General features: G+C 68.0%; 26 protein-coding genes and 1 pseudogene. 13 read left to right on the forward strand and 14 right to left on the reverse strand.

Annotated features, from left to right (window positions below; translation table 11 throughout):
• The first annotated feature begins 230 nt into the window (after positions 1-230).
• From GVV86_RS14520 to GVV86_RS14530, 3 genes are all read left to right on the forward strand, one after another.
• Positions 231-1,448: an MFS transporter gene (locus tag GVV86_RS14520; RefSeq protein ID WP_201291465.1), complete on the forward strand. Its 1,218-nt coding sequence runs from the start codon at positions 231-233 to the stop codon at positions 1,446-1,448.
• A 648-nt stretch (positions 1,449-2,096) separates the two neighbouring features.
• The gene (locus GVV86_RS14525) at positions 2,097-2,477 is read left to right on the forward strand and encodes a hypothetical protein (protein WP_159803171.1); all 381 of its coding nucleotides are present in this window, start codon (positions 2,097-2,099) and stop codon (positions 2,475-2,477) included.
• A gap of 168 nt (positions 2,478-2,645) precedes the next feature.
• A complete protein-coding gene (locus tag GVV86_RS14530) occupies positions 2,646-3,074 on the forward strand; it encodes a DUF732 domain-containing protein (protein ID WP_159619752.1) in 429 nt (142 codons plus the stop codon).
• Between the two features lie 53 nt (positions 3,075-3,127).
• On the opposite strand, the gene GVV86_RS14535 is transcribed toward GVV86_RS14530, so the two are convergent.
• Positions 3,128-3,355 (reverse strand): DUF2188 domain-containing protein, encoded by a 228-nt coding sequence (locus tag GVV86_RS14535; RefSeq protein ID WP_120167438.1) that lies wholly within the window; start codon positions 3,353-3,355, stop codon positions 3,128-3,130.
• A 162-nt stretch (positions 3,356-3,517) separates the two neighbouring features.
• Between GVV86_RS14535 and GVV86_RS14540 the strand changes: the two genes are divergently transcribed.
• Positions 3,518-4,303, forward strand: coding sequence for a hypothetical protein (locus GVV86_RS14540; RefSeq protein ID WP_159619751.1), 786 nt, complete (start codon positions 3,518-3,520; stop codon positions 4,301-4,303).
• A 91-nt stretch (positions 4,304-4,394) separates the two neighbouring features.
• On the opposite strand, the gene GVV86_RS14545 is transcribed toward GVV86_RS14540, so the two are convergent.
• Both GVV86_RS14545 and GVV86_RS14550 read right to left on the reverse strand, forming a co-directional pair.
• On the reverse strand, positions 4,395-4,751 hold the full coding sequence (locus tag GVV86_RS14545; protein WP_159619750.1) for a hypothetical protein: 357 nt from the start codon (positions 4,749-4,751) through the stop codon (positions 4,395-4,397).
• A gap of 131 nt (positions 4,752-4,882) precedes the next feature.
• Entirely contained in the window at positions 4,883-5,185 is a 303-nt protein-coding gene (locus tag GVV86_RS14550) for a DUF4193 domain-containing protein (protein WP_120167448.1), read from the reverse strand.
• A 264-nt stretch (positions 5,186-5,449) separates the two neighbouring features.
• On the opposite strand from GVV86_RS14550, the gene GVV86_RS14555 reads away from it, so the two are divergent.
• Positions 5,450-6,256, forward strand: a complete 807-nt coding sequence (locus GVV86_RS14555; protein WP_159619748.1) for a GAF domain-containing protein — start codon at positions 5,450-5,452, stop codon at positions 6,254-6,256.
• Between the two features lie 35 nt (positions 6,257-6,291).
• On the opposite strand, the gene GVV86_RS14560 is transcribed toward GVV86_RS14555, so the two are convergent.
• Entirely contained in the window at positions 6,292-7,023 is a 732-nt protein-coding gene (locus GVV86_RS14560; RefSeq protein WP_159803172.1) for a hypothetical protein, read from the reverse strand.
• A gap of 219 nt (positions 7,024-7,242) precedes the next feature.
• Between GVV86_RS14560 and GVV86_RS14565 the strand changes: the two genes are divergently transcribed.
• From GVV86_RS14565 to GVV86_RS14575, 3 genes are all read left to right on the forward strand, one after another.
• Positions 7,243-7,686, forward strand: coding sequence for an SRPBCC family protein (locus tag GVV86_RS14565; protein ID WP_159619744.1), 444 nt, complete (start codon positions 7,243-7,245; stop codon positions 7,684-7,686).
• 91 nt (positions 7,687-7,777) lie between these two features.
• Positions 7,778-8,425 (forward strand): DUF2975 domain-containing protein, encoded by a 648-nt coding sequence (locus tag GVV86_RS14570; RefSeq protein WP_159803173.1) that lies wholly within the window; start codon positions 7,778-7,780, stop codon positions 8,423-8,425.
• A complete protein-coding gene (locus tag GVV86_RS14575) occupies positions 8,425-8,652 on the forward strand; it encodes a helix-turn-helix domain-containing protein (protein WP_120167460.1) in 228 nt (75 codons plus the stop codon). Before GVV86_RS14570 ends, GVV86_RS14575 begins: the two co-directional genes overlap by 1 nt.
• A 54-nt stretch (positions 8,653-8,706) precedes the next feature.
• On the opposite strand, the gene GVV86_RS14580 is transcribed toward GVV86_RS14575, so the two are convergent.
• Entirely contained in the window at positions 8,707-8,973 is a 267-nt protein-coding gene (locus GVV86_RS14580) for a hypothetical protein (protein ID WP_159803174.1), read from the reverse strand.
• A 149-nt stretch (positions 8,974-9,122) separates the two neighbouring features.
• Positions 9,123-9,680 (reverse strand): MarR family winged helix-turn-helix transcriptional regulator, encoded by a 558-nt coding sequence (locus GVV86_RS14585; RefSeq protein ID WP_159803175.1) that lies wholly within the window; start codon positions 9,678-9,680, stop codon positions 9,123-9,125.
• Between the two features lie 261 nt (positions 9,681-9,941).
• Between GVV86_RS14585 and GVV86_RS14590 the strand changes: the two genes are divergently transcribed.
• Positions 9,942-10,244, forward strand: coding sequence for a DUF4193 domain-containing protein (locus tag GVV86_RS14590; protein WP_133403603.1), 303 nt, complete (start codon positions 9,942-9,944; stop codon positions 10,242-10,244).
• Positions 10,245-10,271: 27 nt separating this feature from the next.
• On the opposite strand, the gene GVV86_RS14595 is transcribed toward GVV86_RS14590, so the two are convergent.
• Positions 10,272-10,595 carry a hypothetical protein gene (locus GVV86_RS14595; RefSeq protein WP_159803176.1) on the reverse strand — a complete coding sequence of 108 codons (324 nt, stop codon included), beginning with the start codon at positions 10,593-10,595 and terminating at the stop codon, positions 10,272-10,274.
• Positions 10,596-10,726: 131 nt separating this feature from the next.
• Positions 10,727-11,950 (reverse strand): annotated as a pseudogene (locus GVV86_RS14600) (alpha-hydroxy acid oxidase); the annotation flags it as partial.
• A gap of 227 nt (positions 11,951-12,177) precedes the next feature.
• On the opposite strand from GVV86_RS14600, the gene GVV86_RS14605 reads away from it, so the two are divergent.
• A complete protein-coding gene (locus tag GVV86_RS14605) occupies positions 12,178-12,825 on the forward strand; it encodes a GNAT family N-acetyltransferase (RefSeq protein WP_159803178.1) in 648 nt (215 codons plus the stop codon).
• A gap of 57 nt (positions 12,826-12,882) precedes the next feature.
• Here GVV86_RS14605 and GVV86_RS14610 read toward each other — a convergent pair whose 3' ends face one another.
• Both GVV86_RS14610 and GVV86_RS14615 read right to left on the reverse strand, forming a co-directional pair.
• Positions 12,883-13,542 carry an alpha-ketoglutarate-dependent dioxygenase AlkB family protein gene (locus GVV86_RS14610; protein ID WP_159803179.1) on the reverse strand — a complete coding sequence of 220 codons (660 nt, stop codon included), beginning with the start codon at positions 13,540-13,542 and terminating at the stop codon, positions 12,883-12,885.
• The gene (locus GVV86_RS14615) at positions 13,539-14,327 is read right to left on the reverse strand and encodes a phosphatase PAP2 family protein (RefSeq protein ID WP_159619728.1); all 789 of its coding nucleotides are present in this window, start codon (positions 14,325-14,327) and stop codon (positions 13,539-13,541) included. Before GVV86_RS14615 ends, GVV86_RS14610 begins: the two co-directional genes overlap by 4 nt.
• Positions 14,328-14,423: 96 nt before the next feature.
• Here GVV86_RS14615 and GVV86_RS14620 point away from each other — a divergent pair, with 96 nt between their 5' ends.
• Positions 14,424-15,086, forward strand: coding sequence for a pyridoxine/pyridoxamine 5'-phosphate oxidase (locus GVV86_RS14620; protein ID WP_159803180.1), 663 nt, complete (start codon positions 14,424-14,426; stop codon positions 15,084-15,086).
• A gap of 6 nt (positions 15,087-15,092) precedes the next feature.
• Here GVV86_RS14620 and GVV86_RS14625 read toward each other — a convergent pair whose 3' ends face one another.
• The gene (locus tag GVV86_RS14625) at positions 15,093-16,094 is read right to left on the reverse strand and encodes an NADP-dependent oxidoreductase (RefSeq protein WP_159803181.1); all 1,002 of its coding nucleotides are present in this window, start codon (positions 16,092-16,094) and stop codon (positions 15,093-15,095) included.
• Positions 16,095-16,239: 145 nt separating this feature from the next.
• Here GVV86_RS14625 and GVV86_RS14630 point away from each other — a divergent pair, with 145 nt between their 5' ends.
• Complete coding sequence (locus tag GVV86_RS14630) at positions 16,240-16,788, forward strand: acyl-CoA thioesterase (RefSeq protein WP_159803182.1); 549 nt, start codon at positions 16,240-16,242, stop codon at positions 16,786-16,788.
• Between the two features lie 106 nt (positions 16,789-16,894).
• On the opposite strand, the gene GVV86_RS14635 is transcribed toward GVV86_RS14630, so the two are convergent.
• Positions 16,895-18,217 (reverse strand): APC family permease, encoded by a 1,323-nt coding sequence (locus GVV86_RS14635; protein ID WP_246669999.1) that lies wholly within the window; start codon positions 18,215-18,217, stop codon positions 16,895-16,897.
• Between the two features lie 89 nt (positions 18,218-18,306).
• Here GVV86_RS14635 and malQ point away from each other — a divergent pair, with 89 nt between their 5' ends.
• Positions 18,307-20,487 carry a 4-alpha-glucanotransferase gene (gene malQ / locus GVV86_RS14640; RefSeq protein ID WP_159803184.1) on the forward strand — a complete coding sequence of 727 codons (2,181 nt, stop codon included), beginning with the start codon at positions 18,307-18,309 and terminating at the stop codon, positions 20,485-20,487.
• 45 nt (positions 20,488-20,532) lie between these two features.
• Here malQ and GVV86_RS14645 read toward each other — a convergent pair whose 3' ends face one another.
• Positions 20,533-20,811 (reverse strand): acylphosphatase, encoded by a 279-nt coding sequence (locus GVV86_RS14645; RefSeq protein WP_159619716.1) that lies wholly within the window; start codon positions 20,809-20,811, stop codon positions 20,533-20,535.
• 48 nt (positions 20,812-20,859) lie between these two features.
• Positions 20,860-21,552 carry an alpha/beta hydrolase gene (locus GVV86_RS14650; protein ID WP_201291466.1) on the reverse strand — a complete coding sequence of 231 codons (693 nt, stop codon included), beginning with the start codon at positions 21,550-21,552 and terminating at the stop codon, positions 20,860-20,862.
• Between the last annotated feature and the right edge of the window lie 250 nt (positions 21,553-21,802).

Here is a 21,802-nt window from a genome sequence, read left to right on the forward strand (position 1 = left end):
CGGAGTGGGCCGGCCGGTGGAGGAGTCCGCCCGCGTCGTGGTCCGCCTTGCGACCCTTGGTGCGGACGGCCCCACCGGAACGCTGCAGGACGAGAACGGCAACGTTTCCTGGTAGCAGCCGGCCCAAAGTGCTGAGGTGAGCGCCCGCGCTCACCTCAGCACGTTGGGCCTGCCATCGGCTCCGAATGTTCTCCCACGCCCACGCCCTTCCGCATCAGAGAGATGACATCTTGACCAGCACCACCACACACGAATCCGCCCGAGAATCCCCACACCACCGGCCTGCCTCCTGGGGAGGCGTCATTTCCCTGGGCATCGGAATTTTCGCCATCGTGATGTCCGAATTCCTTCCGGCGAGCCTGCTGCCGCGGATCGCGGATGACCTGGAGGTATCCATCGGTGCCGCGGGCCAAAGCGTCACCGTGACCGCCATCGCCGGCGCGTTCGCGGCGCTGCTCATCGCCGTGGTGCTCCCACGGATGGACCGCCGCTTCGTCATGATCGGCCTGACCGCTCTGGCCATCCTGTCCAATGTCATCGTGGCCCTGGCACCCAGCCTGACCGTGCTGCTTCTGGCACGGGTCCTCCTCGGCATCGCGCTGGGCGGTTTCTGGGCCATGGCCACCGCGATGGCGGCCAGGCTGGTTCCCGGCGACCACCTCGGCCGGGCCCTGACCATCATCAACGCCGGCGTGTCCGTCGCGACCGTCGTCGCTGTTCCCCTTGGCGCGTGGCTGGGAGAAATCTGGGGCTGGCGCGGGGTGTTCTTCCTCGGCGCCGGCGCCGGGCTCGTCGCGCTCATCGCGCAGACGGCCACCCTGCCGCACCTCATCCCAACGGCCGTCAGCGGCCTGCGCGCCCTTGGAGCCACGCTGCGCTCGGGCCTCGTCATCGCCGGCCTCACCGCCATCCTGCTGATCTTCGGCGGCCACTTCAGCGGCTTCACCTACATCCGCCCGGCAGCGGAAAGCGTCTCGAACATCGACGCCGGGGGCCTGGCTGTCATGCTCCTGGTCTTCGGCATCGCCAATGTCCTGGGCACCGCCCTGAGCGGGCCCATCGCCGACCGGTCCCTCCGCGCCGCGGTCTTCCTGTTCCCCCTCCTGGTGGCCGCCAGCATGCTGACCATGGTCCTGACCAGCGGATCGACCGCCGGCCTGTTCATCGCCGTCGCCCTATGGGGCTTCGGCTTCGGCGGCGTCCCGACGACCGTCCTGAGTTGGGGAGCACACACCGAACCGGCACGCCTGGAACAAATCGGCGGCCTCATCGTCACCGTCGCCAATACCGCAATCGCGGTCGGCGCAATCATCGGGGGCGTGCTGGTCGACAGCGTATCGGCCAGCGCAACCCTCATCATCGGCGGTATCCTCGCCCTCCTCGGCGGACTGGTCCTCACCAGCCTCCGCCGACGAGCGAACCACATCCCCACCCCGGTAAGCAACTAAACCCCCGCCCGGCGCCGGCTCATAAGTCGAACCGCCGCCGGACGGGACCGGCTGCATCCCAGCATCACGCCGACAGTGTAGATGGCCACTGGTGAAGGTCCTTCGTTGTTTCCTGCAACGTGATGCGCAGCTCATGTCAGAGAGGTCATAGATCCGTAACAGTCGGCGCCGGGACGGGGTTGGCGATTGGTCGGTAGATCTCACGGTCGACGCACCGTCTAAGACCACGCATGATCTCCCTTTTGCTCTTGCCTTCCCCGGTGAGTCTGGTGAGAAGTACGTAGTCCGTCACACGTTCACCACACGGAAATGGTGAAATACGATCACATGTCATGGCCTTTTCGTGTCGCCAGCAATGTCTAAATTCCGCGGATCATTGGCGCCATGACAGGCTTTGGCAAGTATTGAAATAAGCCGTCCCCTGAGAAAGGTCAGGGGTTCGATTCCTCTAAGCTCCACTGTTCCCGCGGAATCCGGCGCCCTGCACTGATCGTCGAGGACTTCCCCCGGGCCGGCCGCGGCGAGGCCACATTCCCGGACTCGCCGTCCCGATCATCCTGCGACGTACAACGGAAGGGTAACGAACGCCGCATTCTCTCATTGTGCGTGGGGAGATGTGTCACTCTCGTTCGAAGAACTGGGGGACCAATGACGAACATCGCCGAGGAGGCACGCGGGACAGGCTTGCGTAAGCTCGTCGTTCTTGGACTCGCGGGATGCGCAGTGTGGTACCTGTTGGTCAAAGAGCTTGTCCAAATATTCATCCGCCAAGCTTTCATTGAATCCCGACTCTACTGCCTTGAATTTTTCTTGCCCGAGGGGTGGGACCCAGGCTTGGCGGGCCCGTACGAAGGTAGCGGCGACGAGCTGGTTTTTCCGCTTGGCATCGAATGCCGTTTCTGGGAAGTAGGCACGGTCGAAACGATCATCGTCACTGAGTACTTTGTTCTGGCAACGTTGTTCGCCCTCTTGCCGGCTGCGATTCTCGCCCTGGGTGTCATCCGTCGCCTGTATGGACGGCGAAGCTGAGCGCCCGCCCGGCCGGAACGGTCCGCAGGACACCTTTGCCTTCAGTGACGTCCGGTCCAGTGTGTAGAAACCGGACGATGCCGGGATGCCTGCTGGACGGATCCACCGCAGCGGGAGCGTGCTGACCGGGCACTAGAATCAGAGTCGAATACTTCCTAGGAGGGACCCTTGAAACACCCTGCCGTTGTAGTGCTCGGCATCGCGGGACTTCTCCTCGCCGGGTGCGGCACTGATGCCCGGGCGGACGCGACTGCCGACTACCTCACCCCGGGGGTGAAGGTGGCCGTCTCGGCGTTGACGGACGAGGAACTGCACGAGAAGGCGTTCCTCGACTACGTCCGCCGGGAACATCCGGACCTGCAGTTCACGAAGGGCGACCAGATCATCACCATCGCCATGAGCTTCTGCAGGATGTACGACCAGGGCGGGGCAGCGCAGGATGCGAGCAGCCTGATCCGCGCGGGGGACGCATGGGGTATGTACAAGACTGGGGAACTGAGGACTATTTCGGGGGCCGGTGTCGCCTCCTTCTGCCCGCAGTACGTCAACAAGTTCCGGCAGGAAATGGCGATGCCGAAGGAGCTGACCCTCGGGTGACGGGCGGTGTCCGCCCCGTCACCATTGGCCGTGCGGCACGAGGCCGGCAGCGGTCAGCCGCTGACGCTGCTAGGGTCGTTCCCGTAGGAGTTCCGTTCCCCGATGGTCCCGTCAATATTCCTGATAATGTGCTCCACTTTTTCAGCCTTGGCGACACTCCGGCCGATTCCGGCGGCCTCTTCCTTGGTGGCAGAAAGGCCCCAGGGCTTGTCATCGACCGCCTGGCGCCGATTCATCCACAAGCCCACCTCGTGGAACGTTTCGATGTCTCCCCTCGGCATGGGATCTCCTTTCGTCGGACCATTGAGCGTCACGATACCGAGCGGAGAACGACGTCGGCCACCTATTCCTTCGAGCCGTCCGGCGGTTCGGAATGCGGGCCGGAACCTCCCGGGTAATGGAATTGCGTGAAAGAATGTGCAATCAAACCCCGAGGAGGCATCGTGGCCGAGACAAGGTTGAGCGGAACCCGAAGTGCAGTGCGGGAGCAGGACAGCGATCCCGCTGTCCTAGCCCTGTCGGTCCTCACAGTGGTGGTTTCGACCGGGCTGGTCGGCGTGCGGCTGCTGGCCGGGCGCAGGGTGAAGAAGGCCGTCGCCGCGAGTGCCAGGATGCTGGCTATCGACACCGCCGTCACGCTTCACGAGAAGGCCTGGAAGCTTGCCGGGGGCGACCAGGACGTCGCCGGAGTGCATCACCGGCTTGACCGCGCCTACGCCGATGTCTCCGCTCTGGTGCTGGACCTCGGCGGGGCGGGGCGGGCTCCTTATGAGGGTCCCACCTTCGAGGAGAGGCTGCGCCTCGCGGTGGGGGAGGCCAGGACGGCGCTCGACCGCTTCGAAGCGTTCACGCCGGCGGATCCGGAACGCATCATGGCCGAGGTCAGCAGCACCCGGGACGTCCTCGAAACGGCTGTCAGGCCGCGGGCTGAGGAGGCCGGGGTGCCGTGGATGTCCGAGGAGCTGGTGTCACAGTGGGACCATCTCAACTGGGAGCCCTACCGCTTCCTCGAAGAGGGTGGCGGCGCGGACGCCCTCGCCGCGGCTGTCGACCGCTACCTTGAGGACGGCCGGTCCAATGAGGACCTGCTGGCCGCGCTGACCAGAATGAAGGGTGAGCTTGAGGACCGGCGGGACTGTGCCTATGTGATCGGCTTGCTCATCGACTTCACCTTCGACCTGGCCGAAAGCTTCGGCGCCCGCCCCTCGAAGGGGTCGCAGCGGACCTGACGGTCCGGGCCCGGGGAAAGGTCAAAGACAAGGTAGGGAAAACGGCGCCGGAAACGGAGCAGGCCTCAAACCCGGAAGGGGTCGTACCCCACTAAGCCGCACGCTCGCGTGCGCCTGCGCAGGCGGGTGCCTCGGCAGCCGCAAGCGGCGCCAGGAGCAGCTGGCGTTGGCGGTCCGTGAAAAGTTCGGGGAAGCTGATGGCCAGGTGGGCGCCGTAGAGGGAGCAGCAGATGTAGTAGATCCCATCGGTGCCGCCCATGACGGTGCTGACCAGAGCCCTGATCCGGGGCAGGTCCACGGCCCGGCCCCGGCTGGCCATTGCCCGGGCGGCCCCGTGGTAGTCGGTGTGTTCCTCGGACTCCCGGGAAGCCTCGGCGGCACCAAGAAGCTGCTCGCGGGTCCAGGGACGATCGAAGATTTGCGGTGCGGGAAGGACGGCGGTGTTCATGGTTTTCCTCGGTGGCCCGGCCTAAACGTCGTAGTCAGACTATGTGCTGCCACTGACAATTCGGCGCCGAACCCGCCCCCGGATGGGCGCGGGTCCGACGCCGAAAGAGGCCGGTCGGGGAAGCTCCGCTTTTAGCCTTCGCACTCCCTGCAGTACTTGGCGCCGTTCTTATCCAGCGCCAGCTGGCTGCGGTGGTGGACGAGGAAACAGGACATGCAGGTGAACTCGTCCTCCTGCACGGGAACGACTTCCACGAGCAGTTCGTCATCGACGACAGCTCCCGGAAGATCGAAGCCTTCGGCGGTGTCGCCGTCCTCGACATCGATCAACGCGGTCTGCGTGGTGGCGCTGCGTTGGGCCTGAATCGCTTCGAGCGATTCGTTGGCCGGCTGGTCTTCCTGCGCGACGCGGGGGGCGTCGTAATCGGTTGCCATGGGGGAATTGCTTTCTTCTAGGAATGGACGCTGCACCAGAGTACATGCCGGACCTGTGAAGGAAAGTCATGGACCGCTCCGGGCAGGAGCCCTAGAGTTGACGGTTCCGTTGTCTCCGGGGCGTCTCCGCGGAAATGGCCCCGAGTCGGCGGAACCGGCCACAACGCGTTCTCACGTTCTCTCCTCCGTCCGCGCTCTTTCAGTTACGGTTGACGGATAGACAAAACGTTACTGGAGTGAGAGGTGGGGTGGCGGGTGCCTGCAATGGACAGGTATGCCCAGCAGTGGCTGAGTATCGAAAGCGCCTCGGCCGCCGGGCTCGACGCCTATGACCTATGGCTCAACTACGCCGGGATGGGTGGCCGTCTCGATCCGCTCGACGTCGAGGCCTACCTCTACGGGCTCCTGGTGCTGCCCTCCCTTGAGCGGGACCTGGTCGCCCACGCCATCAATGAGATGCTCGAGGACCGCGGGTCCACCGTCCAGCCCGCGCCCTACAGCACGGGTGAGGTGTCGGCGGCCGCCGGTTACTCCGGCCAGCTCGGTGGCTGGCTCGACCCAGCTCTCAGTACGCTCGGTGCCGTCGGCGCAATCCAGGCCATTCAACGCGAAGCGGAGCTGCGGCGGCTTGAGTCACTGAGCAGGACCGGGCTTCTCAACACCGCGGGGGAATCGCGGTTCGACCAGATCACCCGGCGCGCCCAACGCCAGTTCGGTGTCAGTTCGTCCTCCATCGCCCTGATCACCGCGGACAGCCAGTTCATCAAGTCTCTCGCGGGACCTATCGGCCAGAACCTGCCCCGCGACGTCGCGTTCTGCAACCAGACCATTCGCGCCGACAGAATGCTCATTGTTCCGGATACGCTCAAGGACGCTGTCTTCAGCTCAAGTCCGCTGGTCCAGGGGGAGCCGCATATCCGCTTCTACGCTGGCCACCCGCTGACCGGTCCGGGCGGCTGGAGGATCGGAAGCCTGTGCGTCATCGACGACAAACCGCGGGCATTCAGCGACACTGACGCAGCCAACCTGGAATCCCTCGCGGTGCTCGCGCAGCAGGAAATCGACGCATAGGCCCAGCGCCTTACCGCCTGCGGATGCGCGCGGCGCTAGTCCTGGGGCCGGTGCCGGGCAAAGGCGACGACGGCGCCCGCAAGCAGGATGAGCGTCCCTGCGATCCCCGCCACCCGGCTGACCTTCGCCGTGCTGGCGGCCGCAGTGTCGGGCGCAGCCGCTTCGGCGGCCTCTTCCTCCGCCGGGGCCGCTGATCCTTCGGGAAGCTGGCTGGCGAAAGGTGCCGTCGCAAAGGGTGCGGTTGCGAACTTGGGCACGCTGGGCTTGAGCTTGGGCGGAACGACCACCTTCGGCGCGGGGGGTGCTGCCGGGAGGACCTGGGGCGCGGGAACCACGGGTACGGAGACCGGCGGTTGCTGCAGCACCGGTGCCACCGGGGCCACCGGGGCCACCGGGGCGGGCGCGGGCGGCGCGGGCGGAGCGGGCGGAGCGGGCGGCGCGGGCGTCGGTTCGGGCGTTGGCTCGGGCGTCGGCTCCGGGGTGGGGACTTCCGGCGGCGGTGGAGTCGTCGGTTCCACCGGCACGGTGGGCGGAGGGTCCGTCGTGGGCAGGGGCTCGGGCTCCGGCGGCCCCGGATCGGTGGGCGGCGCCGGCTCGCCCGGCGGGGGCTCCTGCTGGCCCTTCTGCTGTCCGGGTGGGACGTGTCCGTCCTTTTCCGCAGTCACCTGGACGGCGTACGCGCTCACACCGGGTGATCCCAGGAGGATCACCGTGCTCAGCGCGACCGCTCCCGCCGCCGATTTCAGCCAGCTCTCAGCCTTACGCACCGAATACTCCCCAGACTGCAGGGGCCTCCGCCCTGCGGACGTTACCTTATCCGGAGGATCCGAGGAACACACCAACAATTTACCGGGGGACGGCTCTTGCCATTTCGCCGGGTTGGTGGCAGCCGGGATGCGTTGCGCGCTGTTACGCGCCGGCACCCTCAGGGCACCCGGTGCTGGGACACGCCGGGGCGTGCCGGGTTGGAATGCAATACTCGGGGAATGAGCGTCTACTTCGAGCGCACCACCCTCTCCCCGCTGCCCGTGCGGGAGCTGTTTGAACGGTCCCGCAGCATCGACGCGCACCGGGAATCGATGGCGCACTCCCGCGAGCGGGCCGTGGCAGGGGTGACCTCAGGGACAATTTCCCTCGGCGAGCAGGTGACCTGGCGGGCGTGGCACTTCGGCCTCCCCTTTTCCATGACCAGCCGCATCACCGAAATGGAGCCGCCTCACCGGTTCGTTGACGAGCAGGTCCGGGGTCCGTTCCGCAGCTTCCGGCACGAGCACGAATTCCGCGGGGAACACGGCGGGTCGGTGATGATCGACCGCATCGAGTTCTCGGCGCCGCTGGGCCCTCTGGGGCGCGTGGCCGAGCGGATCTTCCTTGCCGCCTACCTTCAGAAGCTCATCGATGTCCGCAACGAGTACCTGGCCAAGCCCTGACCGAAGCGGGAGCGCCGCCCTTGACCGTCCGGGCGGGTGGAGATAGGTTATCGAAAATCATTAACAACGATTTTCAATAAAGGACGACGCTATGGGACCCAGAAGCGGAAAATCTCCATCGAAGCTCAAGCGGGCTTCTGCGCCGGTCATGTCCCGCGCCGAGGCCGTGTTCCTGATGGTCGTGGCGGCCGTTGTCGGAGTGGTGGCCACAGCCCTCGCCGTTTCCGAGATCCGGGCCCTCCTCAGGGGGCCGGTGACGCTGGACCTTCCCCTCCGGAATGTTGCCGCGCCCCGGGTCGACGGCGTCGTCGAGGAAGTGCGGGGGGCACGCTACAGCAGTGTCGAGGTGGCCTTCGAGTCGGTGCCCGCCACCGAGGGGCTGCTGCTCGCCGTCTCGGCGGGGCTTCAGGCCCTGATCGTCGTGGCCGTGTGCGTGCTGGTGTGGGTCCTGTGCCGGCGGATCGTGGCGGACCGGACCTTCACCCGGGGCGCGGAAGGGGCCATCGGCGTCGTGGGCATCCTCGTGGCGGTCGCCGGCACGCTGGCCCAGGCACTCGGCTCCGCCGGAAGGGACCGGCTTGTCGGGTATTCGGGCTTGTTCCCCGGGGCAGACCTCAGGACCGTCTTCTTTCTTGAGTTCAGTCCCACCCCGGTGGTCATCGGGCTGGTGATGGCGCTCTTCGCGGCCATCGTGCACCGCGGCCGGCGGCTCCAGGACGACGTCGTCGGGCTGGTCTGATGCCTGCCGAGTCCGAGGAACGCATCCATTGCCGCCTCGACGAGCTGCTCGAGGCAAGGGGTATGACCCTGACCGAGCTCAGCCGCCGGGTCGGAGTAAGCCTGGTCAACCTGTCGATCCTCAAGAACGACAGGGCCAGGGCGATCCGCTTTTCGACCCTGGCCGCGGTGTGCGAGGCGCTTGACTGCCAGGTGGGCGAGCTGCTGGTGGTGGCGGATCCCGGCTGAGCCGGCCCCGGGGCGCGGTCCATGCCGGCCAGTGCGCGCGGCGCGCTGTCCCGCTTAGCCGGAACGGTCGCCGCGGCGTCCGGCCAGCCGGGTGTACATCCGCCCCAGGGGGGCCAGCCATGACATCACGAGCGCGATCGTGAAAACCTCGCTGACCAGGGAACCGGCGCTGCCGGCCGGGATGAACTGATGGACGGTGAGCAGGGCGGCCGCCAGCAGCAACCCCTTCTTGAGGACCCGCAGCGTCGGCGGCGGCAGCGGCCGGGGCCAGGTGTAGAAACCTTCGCCCGGTTCGACGTCGTAGGTCGTCTCGGATTCCATATGCCCCCTTGCTGATGCATTCGGCCGCCCGCTCAGGTGGTGGCAGCCGGGCTCCTCATTAAGCCTACGCGGTCCGGCAGCCGGGCCGGCTGTCAGCTTCCGGCACAGCGCCGGACGGCGGCAGGGCCCGATTCCGGTGCAGCGGCGAGTCAGGCCGAGGGGCCGGTGCCCCCCGTGGCGTCCTGACTGGTCCCGGCCACAGGCGTCGGGTGCTCGTCCTGATCGAGGACCTCGCGCATCCTGGTGAGGAAGTCGATGACCGCGCGGGCGTCACCGTCGCTGAGTGAGGCGGCCACCGCCATCATGCGGGCGTGCATTCCACCCAGGGTGGCGCGGACTTCGGCATCGGAGCCCGTTGTCGGCCGGATCACCAGGGCCCTGCGGTCGGTAGGGTGGTCCTCCCGGCGGGCGTGCCCGCTGGCTACCAGCCGGTCGATGAGGGTGGTTGTGGAGGCAGAGGAAATGCCAAGCTTCGTTCCGAGGTCCTTGGGGCCGATCCGCTCACCGGCCTGCTCGGCCTGAAGGAGGAACCGGACGGCGAGCAGGTCGGTTTCGTTCATCCCCATGGAGTCCCGGGTCCGCCGCCGCATCGCGGTCTCCGCACTGCGGTAGTCCCTGAGCGCGTTGAGGACGTTCAATCCGCGCTCCCGGTCCGGCTCCGGGGCGTACCAGTAGCCGGATGAAGGTCTGGAACGCTGCTGTGCCATAGCGCAATGCTAGACCATCTGGTAGTGAGGGGGCCGAGGCGTCCAGTCCGTGGGCGCGCGTCCTGGAATCGCCCCTGGGGAGGGCGCTGCTCGCCCCTTCAGCAGCGTGCCTTGCGGAACTGTCTTGGCGCGTTCTCCGTGAATATGACAAGGCTCCCGGCATAAACCACCTAGCATGTCAAAGCCATCCCGATTTCCCGTTAGACTCGGTTGCTGCAACAGGCTTCCCAGCTCCGACACCCCCATCAGAACGGCTCCACCATGGCAACGGATTACGACGCACCCCGCAATAACGACGAGGACAAGGAAGCGGAGTCCCTCGAAGCGCTTCAGGCGAACCGTGGAAGCAGTGCGCAGTCCTCATCCGTTGACATTGAGGACGGCGACACGGCGGAGGGCATCGACCTGCCGGGGGCGGATCTCTCCGGCGAGGAACTCCTCATCCAGGTGATTCCGCCGCAGGATGATGAGTTCACCTGCGCCTCGTGTTTCCTGGTCCGGCACCGCAGCCAGATCGCACTCGAGAAGAACGGCCTGGCCTACTGCAACGAATGTGAAGGCTAGCGGCCGGGTCGCAGGCGAGCCCCGCTTCTAGGAGGCCTTGGAGCCGTACCACCAGTGGGCAGGGGCCGTTTCGGAGGCCTCGCCGCGCACCGGAAGGTGGAGAACTTCACCGGCCCGCCGGGTCCGGGTGAGCAGCATCCGCGCGCCGGCCAGCAGCGCCGCCGGAAGCGAGACCAGGGCGGCCACCGCGAGGGCGTAGATGGCAATAAAGGCATGGATCGGGGACTCGGAGAGGCCCGCGATGAAGTCCGCGCTGCACAGCCCCAGCCACAGCCAGAACAGTCCGACGGCGAAGAGCGCGGTGCGGGCACGACGGTAGCTCAACGGATACCGCACCCGTTCACGCTGCATTGTGTCTCCCCAGACTTTTGGTGTGGCCCGCACCCCCACGGGCCACCCTCCGAATACTAGCGGCCTCCTCCCCGGTTTCGGAGGTTCGAGATGGAATTGAGACCTTCCTGCCCGGTGGAGGTTCCGGCCGGCAGCATCACGTGCTCGGGACCGAGATCCTCAACCCGGTTCACGCCGAGCAGCTGCAGCGTCCGCACGGTCTGGGCGGCAAGAATTTCGATGGCCCGGTCCACCCCCGCGCGGCCCCCGGCCATCAGGCCGTAGAGGTAGGCCCTGCCGATCAGGGTGAAGTCCGCACCGAGGGCGAGCGCGGCAACGATGTCACCACCGCTCATGATTCCGGTGTCAAGGATGATGGCCGTCCTGCCCCGCAGCTCGCCTGCCACCTGCGGGAGCAGCTGGAGGGGGACCGGCGCCCGGTCGAGCTGCCGTCCGCCATGGTTGGACAGGACAATGCCATCGGCGCCGTGGTCGACCACCCGGCGGGCGTCCTCAAGGGTCTGAATGCCCTTCACCACGAGATTTCCCTTCCACACCCCGCGCAGCCAGTCGAGGTCGTCGTACGTCAGGGTCGGGTCGAACATCGAGTTGATCAGCTCAGCGACGGTTCCCGGATAGTGGGACAGCGAGGCGAAGGACAACGGCTCGTGGGTGAGGAAGTTGAACCACCAGCCGGGCCGGTAGGAGGCGTCGGCGACCGTTCGAAGAGTCAGTGCCGGAGGGATGGTCAGTCCGTTCCTGACATCCCGCAGGCGTGCTCCCGCGACGGCGGTATCGACCGTGACCATCAGGGTGTCATTGCCGGCGGCGGCCGCCCGGTCGATCAGTTCCAGCGAGCGTCCCCGGTCGGTCCACAGGTAGAGCTGGAACCAGTTGCGTCCTGCGGGGGCGGCCGCCGCGACGTCCTCGATCGAGGCGGTGCCCATGGTGGAGAGCGTGTAGGGGATGCCGGCGGCTTCGGCGGCGCGGGAGCCGGCGTACTCGCCCTCGGACTGCATCATGCGTGTGAAGCCGGTCGGCGCGATGCCGAAGGGCAGGGCGGCCGTGCCGCCCAGGATCCGGGTGGTGGTGCTGACCGTTCCTACATTGCGCAGGATGGAGGGGCGGAACTCAAGGTTGCGGAATGCGTCGCGGGCCCGGGCCAGGGAGATTTCCCCCTCCGCCGCTCCGTCCGTGTAGTCGAACGGCGCGGTGGGGGTGCGGCGCTTGGCGAGTGCGCGCAGGTCTTCAATAGTGTTGGCGCGACGGAGCCGGGCCGCGGTGCCGAACTGCGGCCGGCGGAACTGCAGGAGCGGCGCGAGGTCGGCGGTGCGGGGGATGCGGCGTCGGAGTGCGGGGGGAGTGTTCGACTGCATGGGAGGTGCCTTTGCTGGTGCCGGGCCGTCTGCTGGGCACCAGAGACTACGTGGGGAATCTGAGCCCGCGCAACGAAGGTCCAAGGGTCGGTCCGTGCCCGGCGAAAGGCCGCTCAGGCCGCGAAAAGACGGTCAGTGGCCTGAGGTTTCCCTTTTCCCGGTTGTCTACTAGACTGCACGGACTGGTCAAGCAGGAGGCCATGGAACCACCACAGTGGAGCCCAACCATGGATGAAAACGCCCAAGTACTGGATCACCCCGGCAGCGCTCGTCCCGCTGTCACGGACCCCGCGTCGCTTCCGCGAATTTCAAGACTCGCGCTCGGTGCGACCCGCCAGGTGGACGATGCGGAGTACCCTGCCGATCTTTCCGAAGTTCCCACACGCCAGCTCCGTGCGCTGTGCAACCGGATCTACCAGCTCCTTGACTGCGAATACCCGACCATGGAGACACGGGACCGGTACGAAGAACTTGTCGAGGAACTGGAGCGGAGGGAGTCCGCCGTCGAAGCGCAGGTCGAACCCGCCGGGCTGCGGGAGGTCTTCCGGGACAATGTGCTCTTCTCCCGGTTCGAGCTCTACCGCAATGGGGTGATGGCCGGCTACGTCCAGTATGAGATGAGGGGCGGTGATGTCCTGCTGCTTCACGCCGTTGTCGATCCCCGCTTCCGCAAGCTGGGCCTTGAGCCCTTCCTCATGCAGTCGGTCCTGCTCAACGCCCACCGGCGCCGCCTGGCCATCACGCCGTACTGTCCCGAGGCCCAGGAATTCCTTCGGGCGAACCCCCACTATCTCGCACTGCTTCCGCCGAGGCAGCGCCGCCGTTTCAAGGTCATTTCTGCCGCCAAGTCAGCTGCGCAGGAAGGCAGGCGGTAACCCCTCGGCAAGCGCGGCGGCTGCGCCGGCACCTCTCGGGGTCTGCCCGCAGCGGCGCTAGAGTCCCGTGGCCCGCAGGGTGATGTTCAGCCGGCCGGTGAGTCCGAGGAGGGGATCGGCGGTGCCGGCGCGGGTCCCGAGCACCCCGTGGTAGGCGAACCGTGATGGTCCGCCGAAGACGAACAGGTCGCCCGATGCCAGCACCAGATCCTGCCACGGCCGGTTCCGGTTCTCGCTGTTGCCGAAACGGAAGAGGCATTCATCGCCCAGGCTGAGGGACACCACGGGGGCGTCGGAGCGCTCATCCCTGTCCTGGTGCATTCCCATCTTCGCCGCGGCGTCGTAGAAGTTGATGAGTGCGGCGTCCGGGGAGTAGGCGTCCCCGCTGCCCGGGCCGTAGGCGGCGTCGAGCGCCGCCCGCCCCAGCGCGCCGAGGTCATCCGGAAATGGAGCGACCCGGCCGCCGCCGGCGTCGTCGGCCGTGCGGCTGTACCGGTAGGGCTGCCAGTGCCAGCCGAGGCACACTGTCCGCACCGACATTGCGCTGCCGGTGGGCATCCGTGCCGCGCGCATGGGGACCGGACCTGCCGCCCAGCCGCGGCAGGCGGCCACGAGTTCCTGCTGCTGCGCGAGCGTGAGCCAGTCCGGGACGTGCACCGCTCCGGGGGCGATTTCCTTGCGCTCCCGTGGGAAGAGGGAGTCGCCCGGGCCGGTCACGACTCTGCCGGCGCCCGCCGGCGGCGCACCGTCAACAGCAGGCGGTGCATGGTGATCACCACTGCGAGCCAGGCCAGGCCGAGGGTCCAGGCAACGACGACGTCGGTGAGCCAGTGATGGCCGAGGTAGACGCGGCTCAGACCCATGGTGACGGCGAAGAGGGTGGCCGCGGCGACGGTCAGAACGGGGGCGCGCCGTCCCCGGGACCGGCGCAGGACGAGGAGGTAGGCCACCACCCCGGCAATGACGATGGCATTGAGTGAGTGTCCGCTGGGGAAGGACGGGGAGCTTTCGAAAGGTGGGACCGCCGCGTCCAGGGGTGGCCGAAGCCGGCCTACGGCTTCCTTTCCGGCGATGGTCATCAACAGCGACCCGAAGGCCGCCGCGGCGATGATGATGACCGGGGTCCAAGACCGGCGGCGCAGCGCCAGCAGCGCCATGACCGCCACCGTGAGGATCGGCATGCCGACCGGGCCGCCGATATACGTATACCCGGTGATGAACGCGTTGAGCCAGGGCTCGCGGAGCGAGAGGGCGAGGTCAAGGGCCGGCTGATCGAGGGCCGCCACACCATCGGACTCCACGACGGATTCGTACACCTCTGAGGAGGCCGCCGTCAGGGCGGCGGCCAGGCCCCCGCCGATGAGCAGAATCAGCAGCAGGGCCCAGTGCGGTCCGACCCAGCGCACCAGCGGTGAGATCATCCGCACGAGCCATCGGCCCGCCGGAGTGACCCAGCGGGTCACATCCCTCGGGCCGACGTACTGGTTTTCCTCCGGGGTCATGGTTCGACTCTAGCGACGGTACGGGAGGATTCGCACGCTGGATTCCGCAGGGTGAACTCCTGCCCCGGGCGCCGCCGGTGCCGCTAGGCTGACCGCATGACCGACTCGACCCCCGCTGCCGACCTTCTCCGCTCCGCCCCTGTTTTCCCCCAGGACATGCCGTCCTTCGAGCCCGCGTCGGCGCCGGCGTCGCCCCTGCCGCTCTTTTTGGAGTGGCTCGAGGCGGCCGTGCGGTCCGGAATTCTTGCCCCGCACGCCGTCAACCTTGCCACCGTCGGCGAGGACGGGCTCCCGGACGCGCGGATCGTGATCCTCAAGGACGTTGACGCTTCGGGGTGGTCGGTCGCCTCGAGCACCGACAGCCCCAAGGGCCGCCAGCTTGCCACCAATCCGTCGGCGGCGCTGACCTTTTTCTGGCCCGAACTGGGGCGGCAGGTCCGGGTGCGCGGGGCTGTCAGCGTCGCCGGCCCTGAGGACAACGACAAGGACTTCCAGCGCCGGCACCCCTCGGCCCGGGCTTTGGTGCTTGCCGGACGCCAGAGCCAGGTGCTCGGGAGCCCCGGTGAGGTCGAGGCCGCCGTCGGGCGGCGGCTGGAGCAGCTCGAGGCCCAGCCCGGGCTGGGATCGGAGACCTGGGCGGTGTTCACCGTGGAACCGGCGGCCGTGGAGTTCTGGCAGGCGGACCCCGAACGGCGGCACACCCGGCTCCGCTACACCCGCACGGGGGATTCCTGGCGGACCGACCGGCTGTGGCCCTGAGTCCGGCTAGACCCGCACCACCATCTTGCCCGTGTTGGCGCCCTGCATCATTCCCAGGAAGGCCTCGACCGAGTTCTCAATGCCATCGACAACGGTCTCATCGAAGACGACGCTCCCATCGCTGAGCCAGCCGGCCATCCGCTGGGTGAATTCGGGCTGGAGATCCTGGTGCTGCCCGACAAGGAACCCCTCGAGGCGGAGGGTCCGGGTCACGATGTTTCCCATATTGCGCGGCCCCGTCGGCTCACTCTCCGTGTTGTAGGCGGAGATGGCCCCGCACAGCGCGGCCCGGCCGTCTCGGTTGAGAACGTCAAGTGCCGCCTCCAGGTGTTCCCCGCCCACATTGTCGAAGTACACGTCGATGCCGTCCGGGGCCGCGGCACGGAGCTGGTCGCCGACGGCTCCGTCCCGGTAATTGAACGCCTCGTCGAATCCGTACCTCTCCTTGAGCAGGGCCACCTTCTCCGCCGAACCCGCGGATCCGATGACCTTCGAGGCGCCCAGGAGGCGGGCGAGCTGCCCGGCCACGGAACCAACAGCCCCCGCCGCCCCGGAAATGAACACCGTTTCCCCACTCCGCAGCCCCGCAATCCGCAGCAGGCCGGCATAGGCCGTCAGCCCCGTCATGCCCGCGGCGCCGAGGTAAGCGGAGAGGGGAAGGGCGGTCTCGGGCACAGGAGTGAACTGGTCCGCCTGGCCCTGGGCGACGTCCCGCCAGCCGAGGAAGGACAGGACGGGCGTGCCCACCGGGAGCGAGTCCGCCGTCGACTCGATGACCCGTCCGACCGCGCCACCGGTCATCGCCGCTCCAAGCTGGAAGGGCGGTATGTAGGAGGGGGTGTCATTCATCCGGCCCCGCATGTACGGGTCGACGGAGATGAACTCGTTGCCGACCCGCACCTCGCCCTCCGTGAGGGCGGGCAGTTCCTCCGTGACGGTTCGGAAATCGTCCGGGGTGGGGGTTCCCACCGGCCGTGCAATCAGCTGGATCTGGGTACTGGTGGTCATGGATGGGCTCCCTGGGATGGACGGGTCGACTCTGGCGGCAACTGAAGGAGACGGCGGTTTGTTCCGTCTCTTGGAGCCGGCTGGGCTCAAAGGTGCCTCCGCCGGACCAGTGGCACCCGATGTTACCGGCTAGTAATCTGAGCCGATGCACTTACTCCTCCGCACCCTCCTCCTGCTCCTGACCTCACGCCGCCGGCCCGCACTGGATGTCTGGGGGCAGTCCTCCCTTCCGCTGCGCGTCCTGCCGACGGACATCGACATCGCGATGCATGTCAACAACGGCATGTACTTCTCCCTCATGGACCTCGGCCGCTTCGATCTGATGGTCCGCAGCGGGGTCTGGTCAAGGATGCGGCGCAGGGGCTGGAGTCCGGTGGCGGCAGGGGAGACCATCAGCTTCCGCAAGTCGCTCCGGCTGGGACAGCGGTACTCGATCGAGACGAGGATCATCGGCCTTGACGACCGGGCCGTCTACTTCGAGCAGCGGATGGTGGCGGACGGTGAAATCTATGCCCGGGCCTTCATCGCCACCCGGCTGGTGTCGGCCGGCGGGCCGGTCGAGAACGAGGAGATCCTCAAGGAGTTCGGGCACCCGCCGGCCGACCTGGTGCTCCCGGAATGGATCCACCAGTGGAGGCTGAACAATGCCCTGCCGGGGAGCCGGCGTCCGGCACCCCACTCCTGGGCGGCCTGAGGAAGGGGCTGGACGCCGGAACCGGCCGTGCCGCCGCCTCGTCGGCGGCTCGACGGGTCGGCGCGGGCGGCGCACTCCTGCCCCTGCCCCTGCATCTGCCAAGCCGTCAGGCGGGCAGGCTGCGGCGGCTTCGCACGAAGCGCCCGGCGGCGTACAGCACCAGCCCGACTGCCAGCAGAATGGCCGCGCGCAGCCAGATCGCGCCGTCCTGCTGGCTCAGCAGCAGGAGGCAGGAGCCGATGGCGAGGTAGGGGATGACGGCGGGGATGCTGAAATGGGCGTGCTCCACCCGGTCGCGTTTGAGCACCAGGACGGCGATATTGGTGGAGAGGAAGACGAACAGGAGGAGCAGCACCACCGTCTCGGCAAGGGAGGCAAGGTCTCCCGTGAGCGTGAGCGCCATGGCAGCGCCCGTGGTGACGACGATCGCCACCCAAGGGGTCCGCCGGTTCGGCAGGATCCGTCCCAGCGCGGAAGGAAGCAGGCCCTGTCCGGCCATTCCGTAGGTGAGGCGGCTGGCCATGACAAGGGCGAGCAGCGCCCCGTTGGTGACCGCGACGAGTGCCACGAGGCCGAAGAGCCATGGCGGGATGCCCGCCCCGGTGGCGGCGACGACGTCGAGCAGGGGCGAGGAGGACCCTGCAAGGTCCTTCGACGGCAGGGCGGCGGAGGCCGCAAGGCCAATCAGGAGGTAGACCACCCCGGCCGTGAGCAGGGCGCCGAAGAGGGCCCGGGGATACACGCGGCTGATCCCGCGCACCTCCTCGGCCACGTTGGCCGACACTTCGAACCCGACGAACGAGTAGTACGCAATGAGCGAGGCCCCAAGCACCGCTGCGGCCGGATTGACACCCGGGGTGAACTCGCTCACGCGGGAGACATCGCCGCCGCCGTTCAGGACGTAGAACGCCACCAGGCCGATCACCAGGAGGAGCCCGGACACCTCGATGACGGTCATGACGAGGTTGCTCCTCACCGATTCCCGAATCCCGCGAGCGTTCAGCAACCCCAGGAGCGCGAGGAACACGAGGGCAGCCGGCGTCGCCGGAACATCCACGAAGGCGGCGAGGTAGTCCCCCGTGAACGCCAGGGCGAGGCCGGCCGCGCTCGTCACCCCCGCCGCGAGCATGCAGAATCCGACCAGGTAGGAGATGAGCGGCCGGCGGAAAGCCCGCTCGGCGAATACGGCCGCTCCGCCGGCTCGGGGGTACTTGGTCACAAGCTCCGCATAGGAGCCGGCCGTGAGCAGTGCAAGTCCCAGTGCGGCCATCAGCGGCACCCAGAGGGCTCCACCCACCTCCTCGGAGATCACTCCCACGAGGGCATACACCCCGGCGCCGAGGATGTCGCCCAGGATGAAAAAGAAGAGGAGCCGCCCGGTCACGGTGCGCTTGAGTCGGGTGTCGCTGCGTAGCTCAGAAGTGGTCACTAGGGAAGTGTATTGGAAAATGCTAAGTCGGCTGATGAAACTCCTGTGTCGGGTGGAGCAGTCCGGGTCCGCCCGCCTACATTGGGACAATGAGTCCATCCGAAACGGTCCCCCTGCCTTCACCCACCCCACTGCAGCGGCTGGCCGAAGTGCACCGGGTGGGATCGACGTTCCAGGGCTGGGACGGGTCGCTTCAGCAGGTCCAGCCCGAAACCCTCGTCGCGGTTCTTGCCGCGCTCGGCGTTGCTGCCGACACCCCCGGGGCCGTCGACGCCTCGCTCGCCGAGGCTGAGGACGCGCCCTGGCGCAGGCTCCTGCCGCCGGTCGTCGTCGTCCGCGCCAGCGCCGTCGAGCCTGTTCCCCTCTCCATCCCGGCCGGGGCCGACGTCGAGGTGTGGGTCGATGCCGAGGACGGGCTCCGTTACACCGGCAGCGTGGACGGGGGGCCTGCCGGGTTCCGCACCCTCGACGGCGCTCCCCTCGAGCGGGTCAACGCCACCCTTCCGCACTCGCTGCCGCTCGGCTGGCACACCCTCCATGCCCGGGCCGGCGAACGCACCGGAACCTGCACGCTGGTGGTCACTCCCGACCGGCTGTCGACAACCGCCGAGCTGCTGAATTCACGGAACTGGGGCCTGATGGCGCAGCTGTATTCTGTTCGGTCCTCGACCTCGTGGGGGATCGGAGACCTGGCGGACCTGGGCCAGCTCGCCGGGGTGGCTGCCGAACAGGGCGCCGGCTTCGTGCTGGTGAACCCGCTGCACGCCGCCGAGCCCGCGCCGCCGGTCGAACCCTCGCCCTACCTGCCGACCACCCGGCGGTTCTTCCATCCGATGTACCTGCGCATCGAGGCCATCCCCGAGTACGCGCGGCTGGACGCGGAATCGCGCCGGATCGTGGACGGGCTCGCGGCCGGATTCCGCGACGCGAACACCACCACTGACCTGCTGGACCGCGATGCGTCCTTCGCGGCGAAGCTCACGGCCCTCGAGCTGATCTTCGCCGTGGAACGGCCGGCGCAGCGGCAGTCCGACTTGGAAGACTACTGTGCCGGGCAGGGGCAGGGGCTCGAGGACTTCGCGCTCTGGTCCGCCCTGGCCGAGACCCTCGAACCCGGGGCACCGGAGTGGGACGAGGCAGGCAGGCCGGGCACCCCGGCGGCCCGCCGGGCCCGGGAGCGGTTCGCGGCGCGGGTGGAGTTCCATCAATGGCTCCAGTGGCTGTGCGACGAGCAACTGCAGGAGGCCCAGCTGGAAGCCACCGATGCCGGAATGGCAATCGGTATTGTTCACGACCTCGCAGTCGGGGTTCACCCCAGCGGCGCCGATGCGTGGGCGCTGCGGGACGTGCTGGCCCAGGGGATCAGCGTCGGGGCCCCGCCGGACATGTTCAACCAGCACGGGCAGGACTGGAGCCAGCCGCCGTGGCACCCCGAGCGGCTGGCCGAATCCGGATATGCCGCGTTCCGAGACATGCTGCGCAATATTCTCCGGCATGCCGGAGGGATCCGGGTCGACCACATTCTCGGCCTGTTCCGCCTCTGGTGGATCCCGGCCGGAGCCGCACCCGGCGGCGGAGCCTACGTGTATTACGACCACGAGGCCCTGATCGGGATCCTCGCCCTGGAGGCGGAGCGGGCGGGGGCGCTCGTTGTCGGCGAGGACCTCGGCGTGTTCGAGCCAGGCGTCCAGGAGTATCTGGCCGAGCGCGGAATTTTTGGCACCTCCATCCTGTGGTTCGAGCAGACCGGCAGTGGACCGCGGCCCCCCGAGGAGTACCGAAGGGCCTGCCTCACCACCGTGACCACCCACGACCTCCCACCGTCGGCCGGTTACCTGGTCGGCGAGCACGTCGTGCTGCGCGAGTCCCTCGGGCTGCTCAGCCGCCCCGTCGAAGAGGAGCGCGCAGCGGATCGGGCGGTCCAGGAGAGCTTCCTGGCGCTGCTCCGCGAGCGGGGACTGCTGTCCCGCGGGGAGGCGTCGGTCCAGGAGACCGTCGAGGCGCTCCACGCGTTTATCGCGCAGTCACCGTCGGCGCTGCTCGGTGTTGCGCTCGCCGACGCTGTCGGGGAACGCCGCACGCAGAACCAGCCGGGAACCAACAATGAATACCCCAACTGGCGCATCCCGCTGGCCGACGCCGGGGGCCGGGCCGTCCTGCTCGATGAACTGGCCGAGAACCCGCGTTTCCTGTCCCTGGTGCGGGCGCTGCACCGGCCCGCTCCCGTGGCCGGGCAGGCAGCTAGGCCGGGGGGCCCGGCGGAAGGCTGATCGGGCCGGCAGAGAACGACGGCGCGGGCGGACGGCAGCTGCCGGTCAGGATCCCCGGAATCCGGTCAGTCCCCCGGAGGGGGCGGTGATCACCGCGTCGACGCCGGCCACCCGGCCTGGGGTGCTCCCGGAGCGCAGCCGGCTCAGCAGCTCGCGGAGCGCCGGTTCCGGTCCTTCGGCGACAATGTCCACAGAGCCGTCGTCGCGGTTCACTGCGGTGCCGACGAGGCCGAGCTGCTCCGCCTGGAGCCGTGTCCAGTAGCGGAAGCCCACCGCCTGTACCTCACCGGAAACGACAGCTTCGAGCCGCTGGTGCCCGCTCATGGCCTTCCCTCCCTGCCGCAGTAGAACCTGAGCACGTCCCTGATCCCACTAGACGCGCTGGTGCCAGTTGAGCCAGGAGGCGGCCTCCTGAGCGATGCCGGCCGGGACGGTGTGGGGTCCGTCGAACTCGCGGTACACCACCTCGTATCCCTCCTGCTCGAGCGCGGGGACGACCTTGCGGCTCGTCGATGAGATCGGCAGCACCGTATCGCCCGTGCCGTGCGAAATGAACATCGCCGGTTCGCCGCTGCGCGGGGCCGGCGGGATGAAGCCGGGGGAGAAGGCGACGATGCGCCGGAACAGGTCGCCGTTGGCAAGGCCCAGCCCCAGGGCGTAGGAGGCGCCGTCGGAAAAGCCGCCGATCCCGACCATCGACGGATCGATGGCGACCAGATCGAAGACCTCTGTAAGGGACCGGTTGATCACATCGACGTCGGGCCCGTAGGTCTCCCGGATGGCGTCCCAGGTGGAGCCCCGGGAGGCGGGGGAGAGGATGACGATGTTGTACTGGTCCGCGATGCGGCGCAGCAGCGCCAGCCCGCCGGCGGCGTCGCCCCCCGCGCCGTGCAGGGCGAGAAGCAGCGGAGCGGGCCGGTCGGCCTGCAGGCCTTCGGGCACGTACACGAGGGGATCACGCCGCGCCTCGAGCCCCAGGGGGTGGACCCCCTTCATCGTCCGGTCGTGCTGCGCATCCGGGTCGGGCCGCGCCGAGAGCAGCGCCGGGTTTTCCTGATTCTGCACGCTTCCTCCCGGAGGTCCGCATCCAAAAACCGCTGTCAGCAGCGCACACTGGCCGGCCCCCAGAAGAAAATCGCGGCGCGTCACCACAGATGTCAGTTTAGGGGAGGTGATGCCGTTAGGGCAGGGCCGCGGGAGAAGGTTTCGGCAGGGAACCTGCCGGTAAAACAGATCACCACCCCCGCCGGTGCGGCGGAGGTGGTGATCCGGGTAAGCGGGAGGCCCCGGGGCGGGGCCTCCCTGTGGAGATGGC

It is taken from the genome of Arthrobacter zhaoguopingii, from assembly GCF_009828595.1.
Classification (GTDB): domain Bacteria; phylum Actinomycetota; class Actinomycetes; order Actinomycetales; family Micrococcaceae; genus Arthrobacter_D; species Arthrobacter_D zhaoguopingii.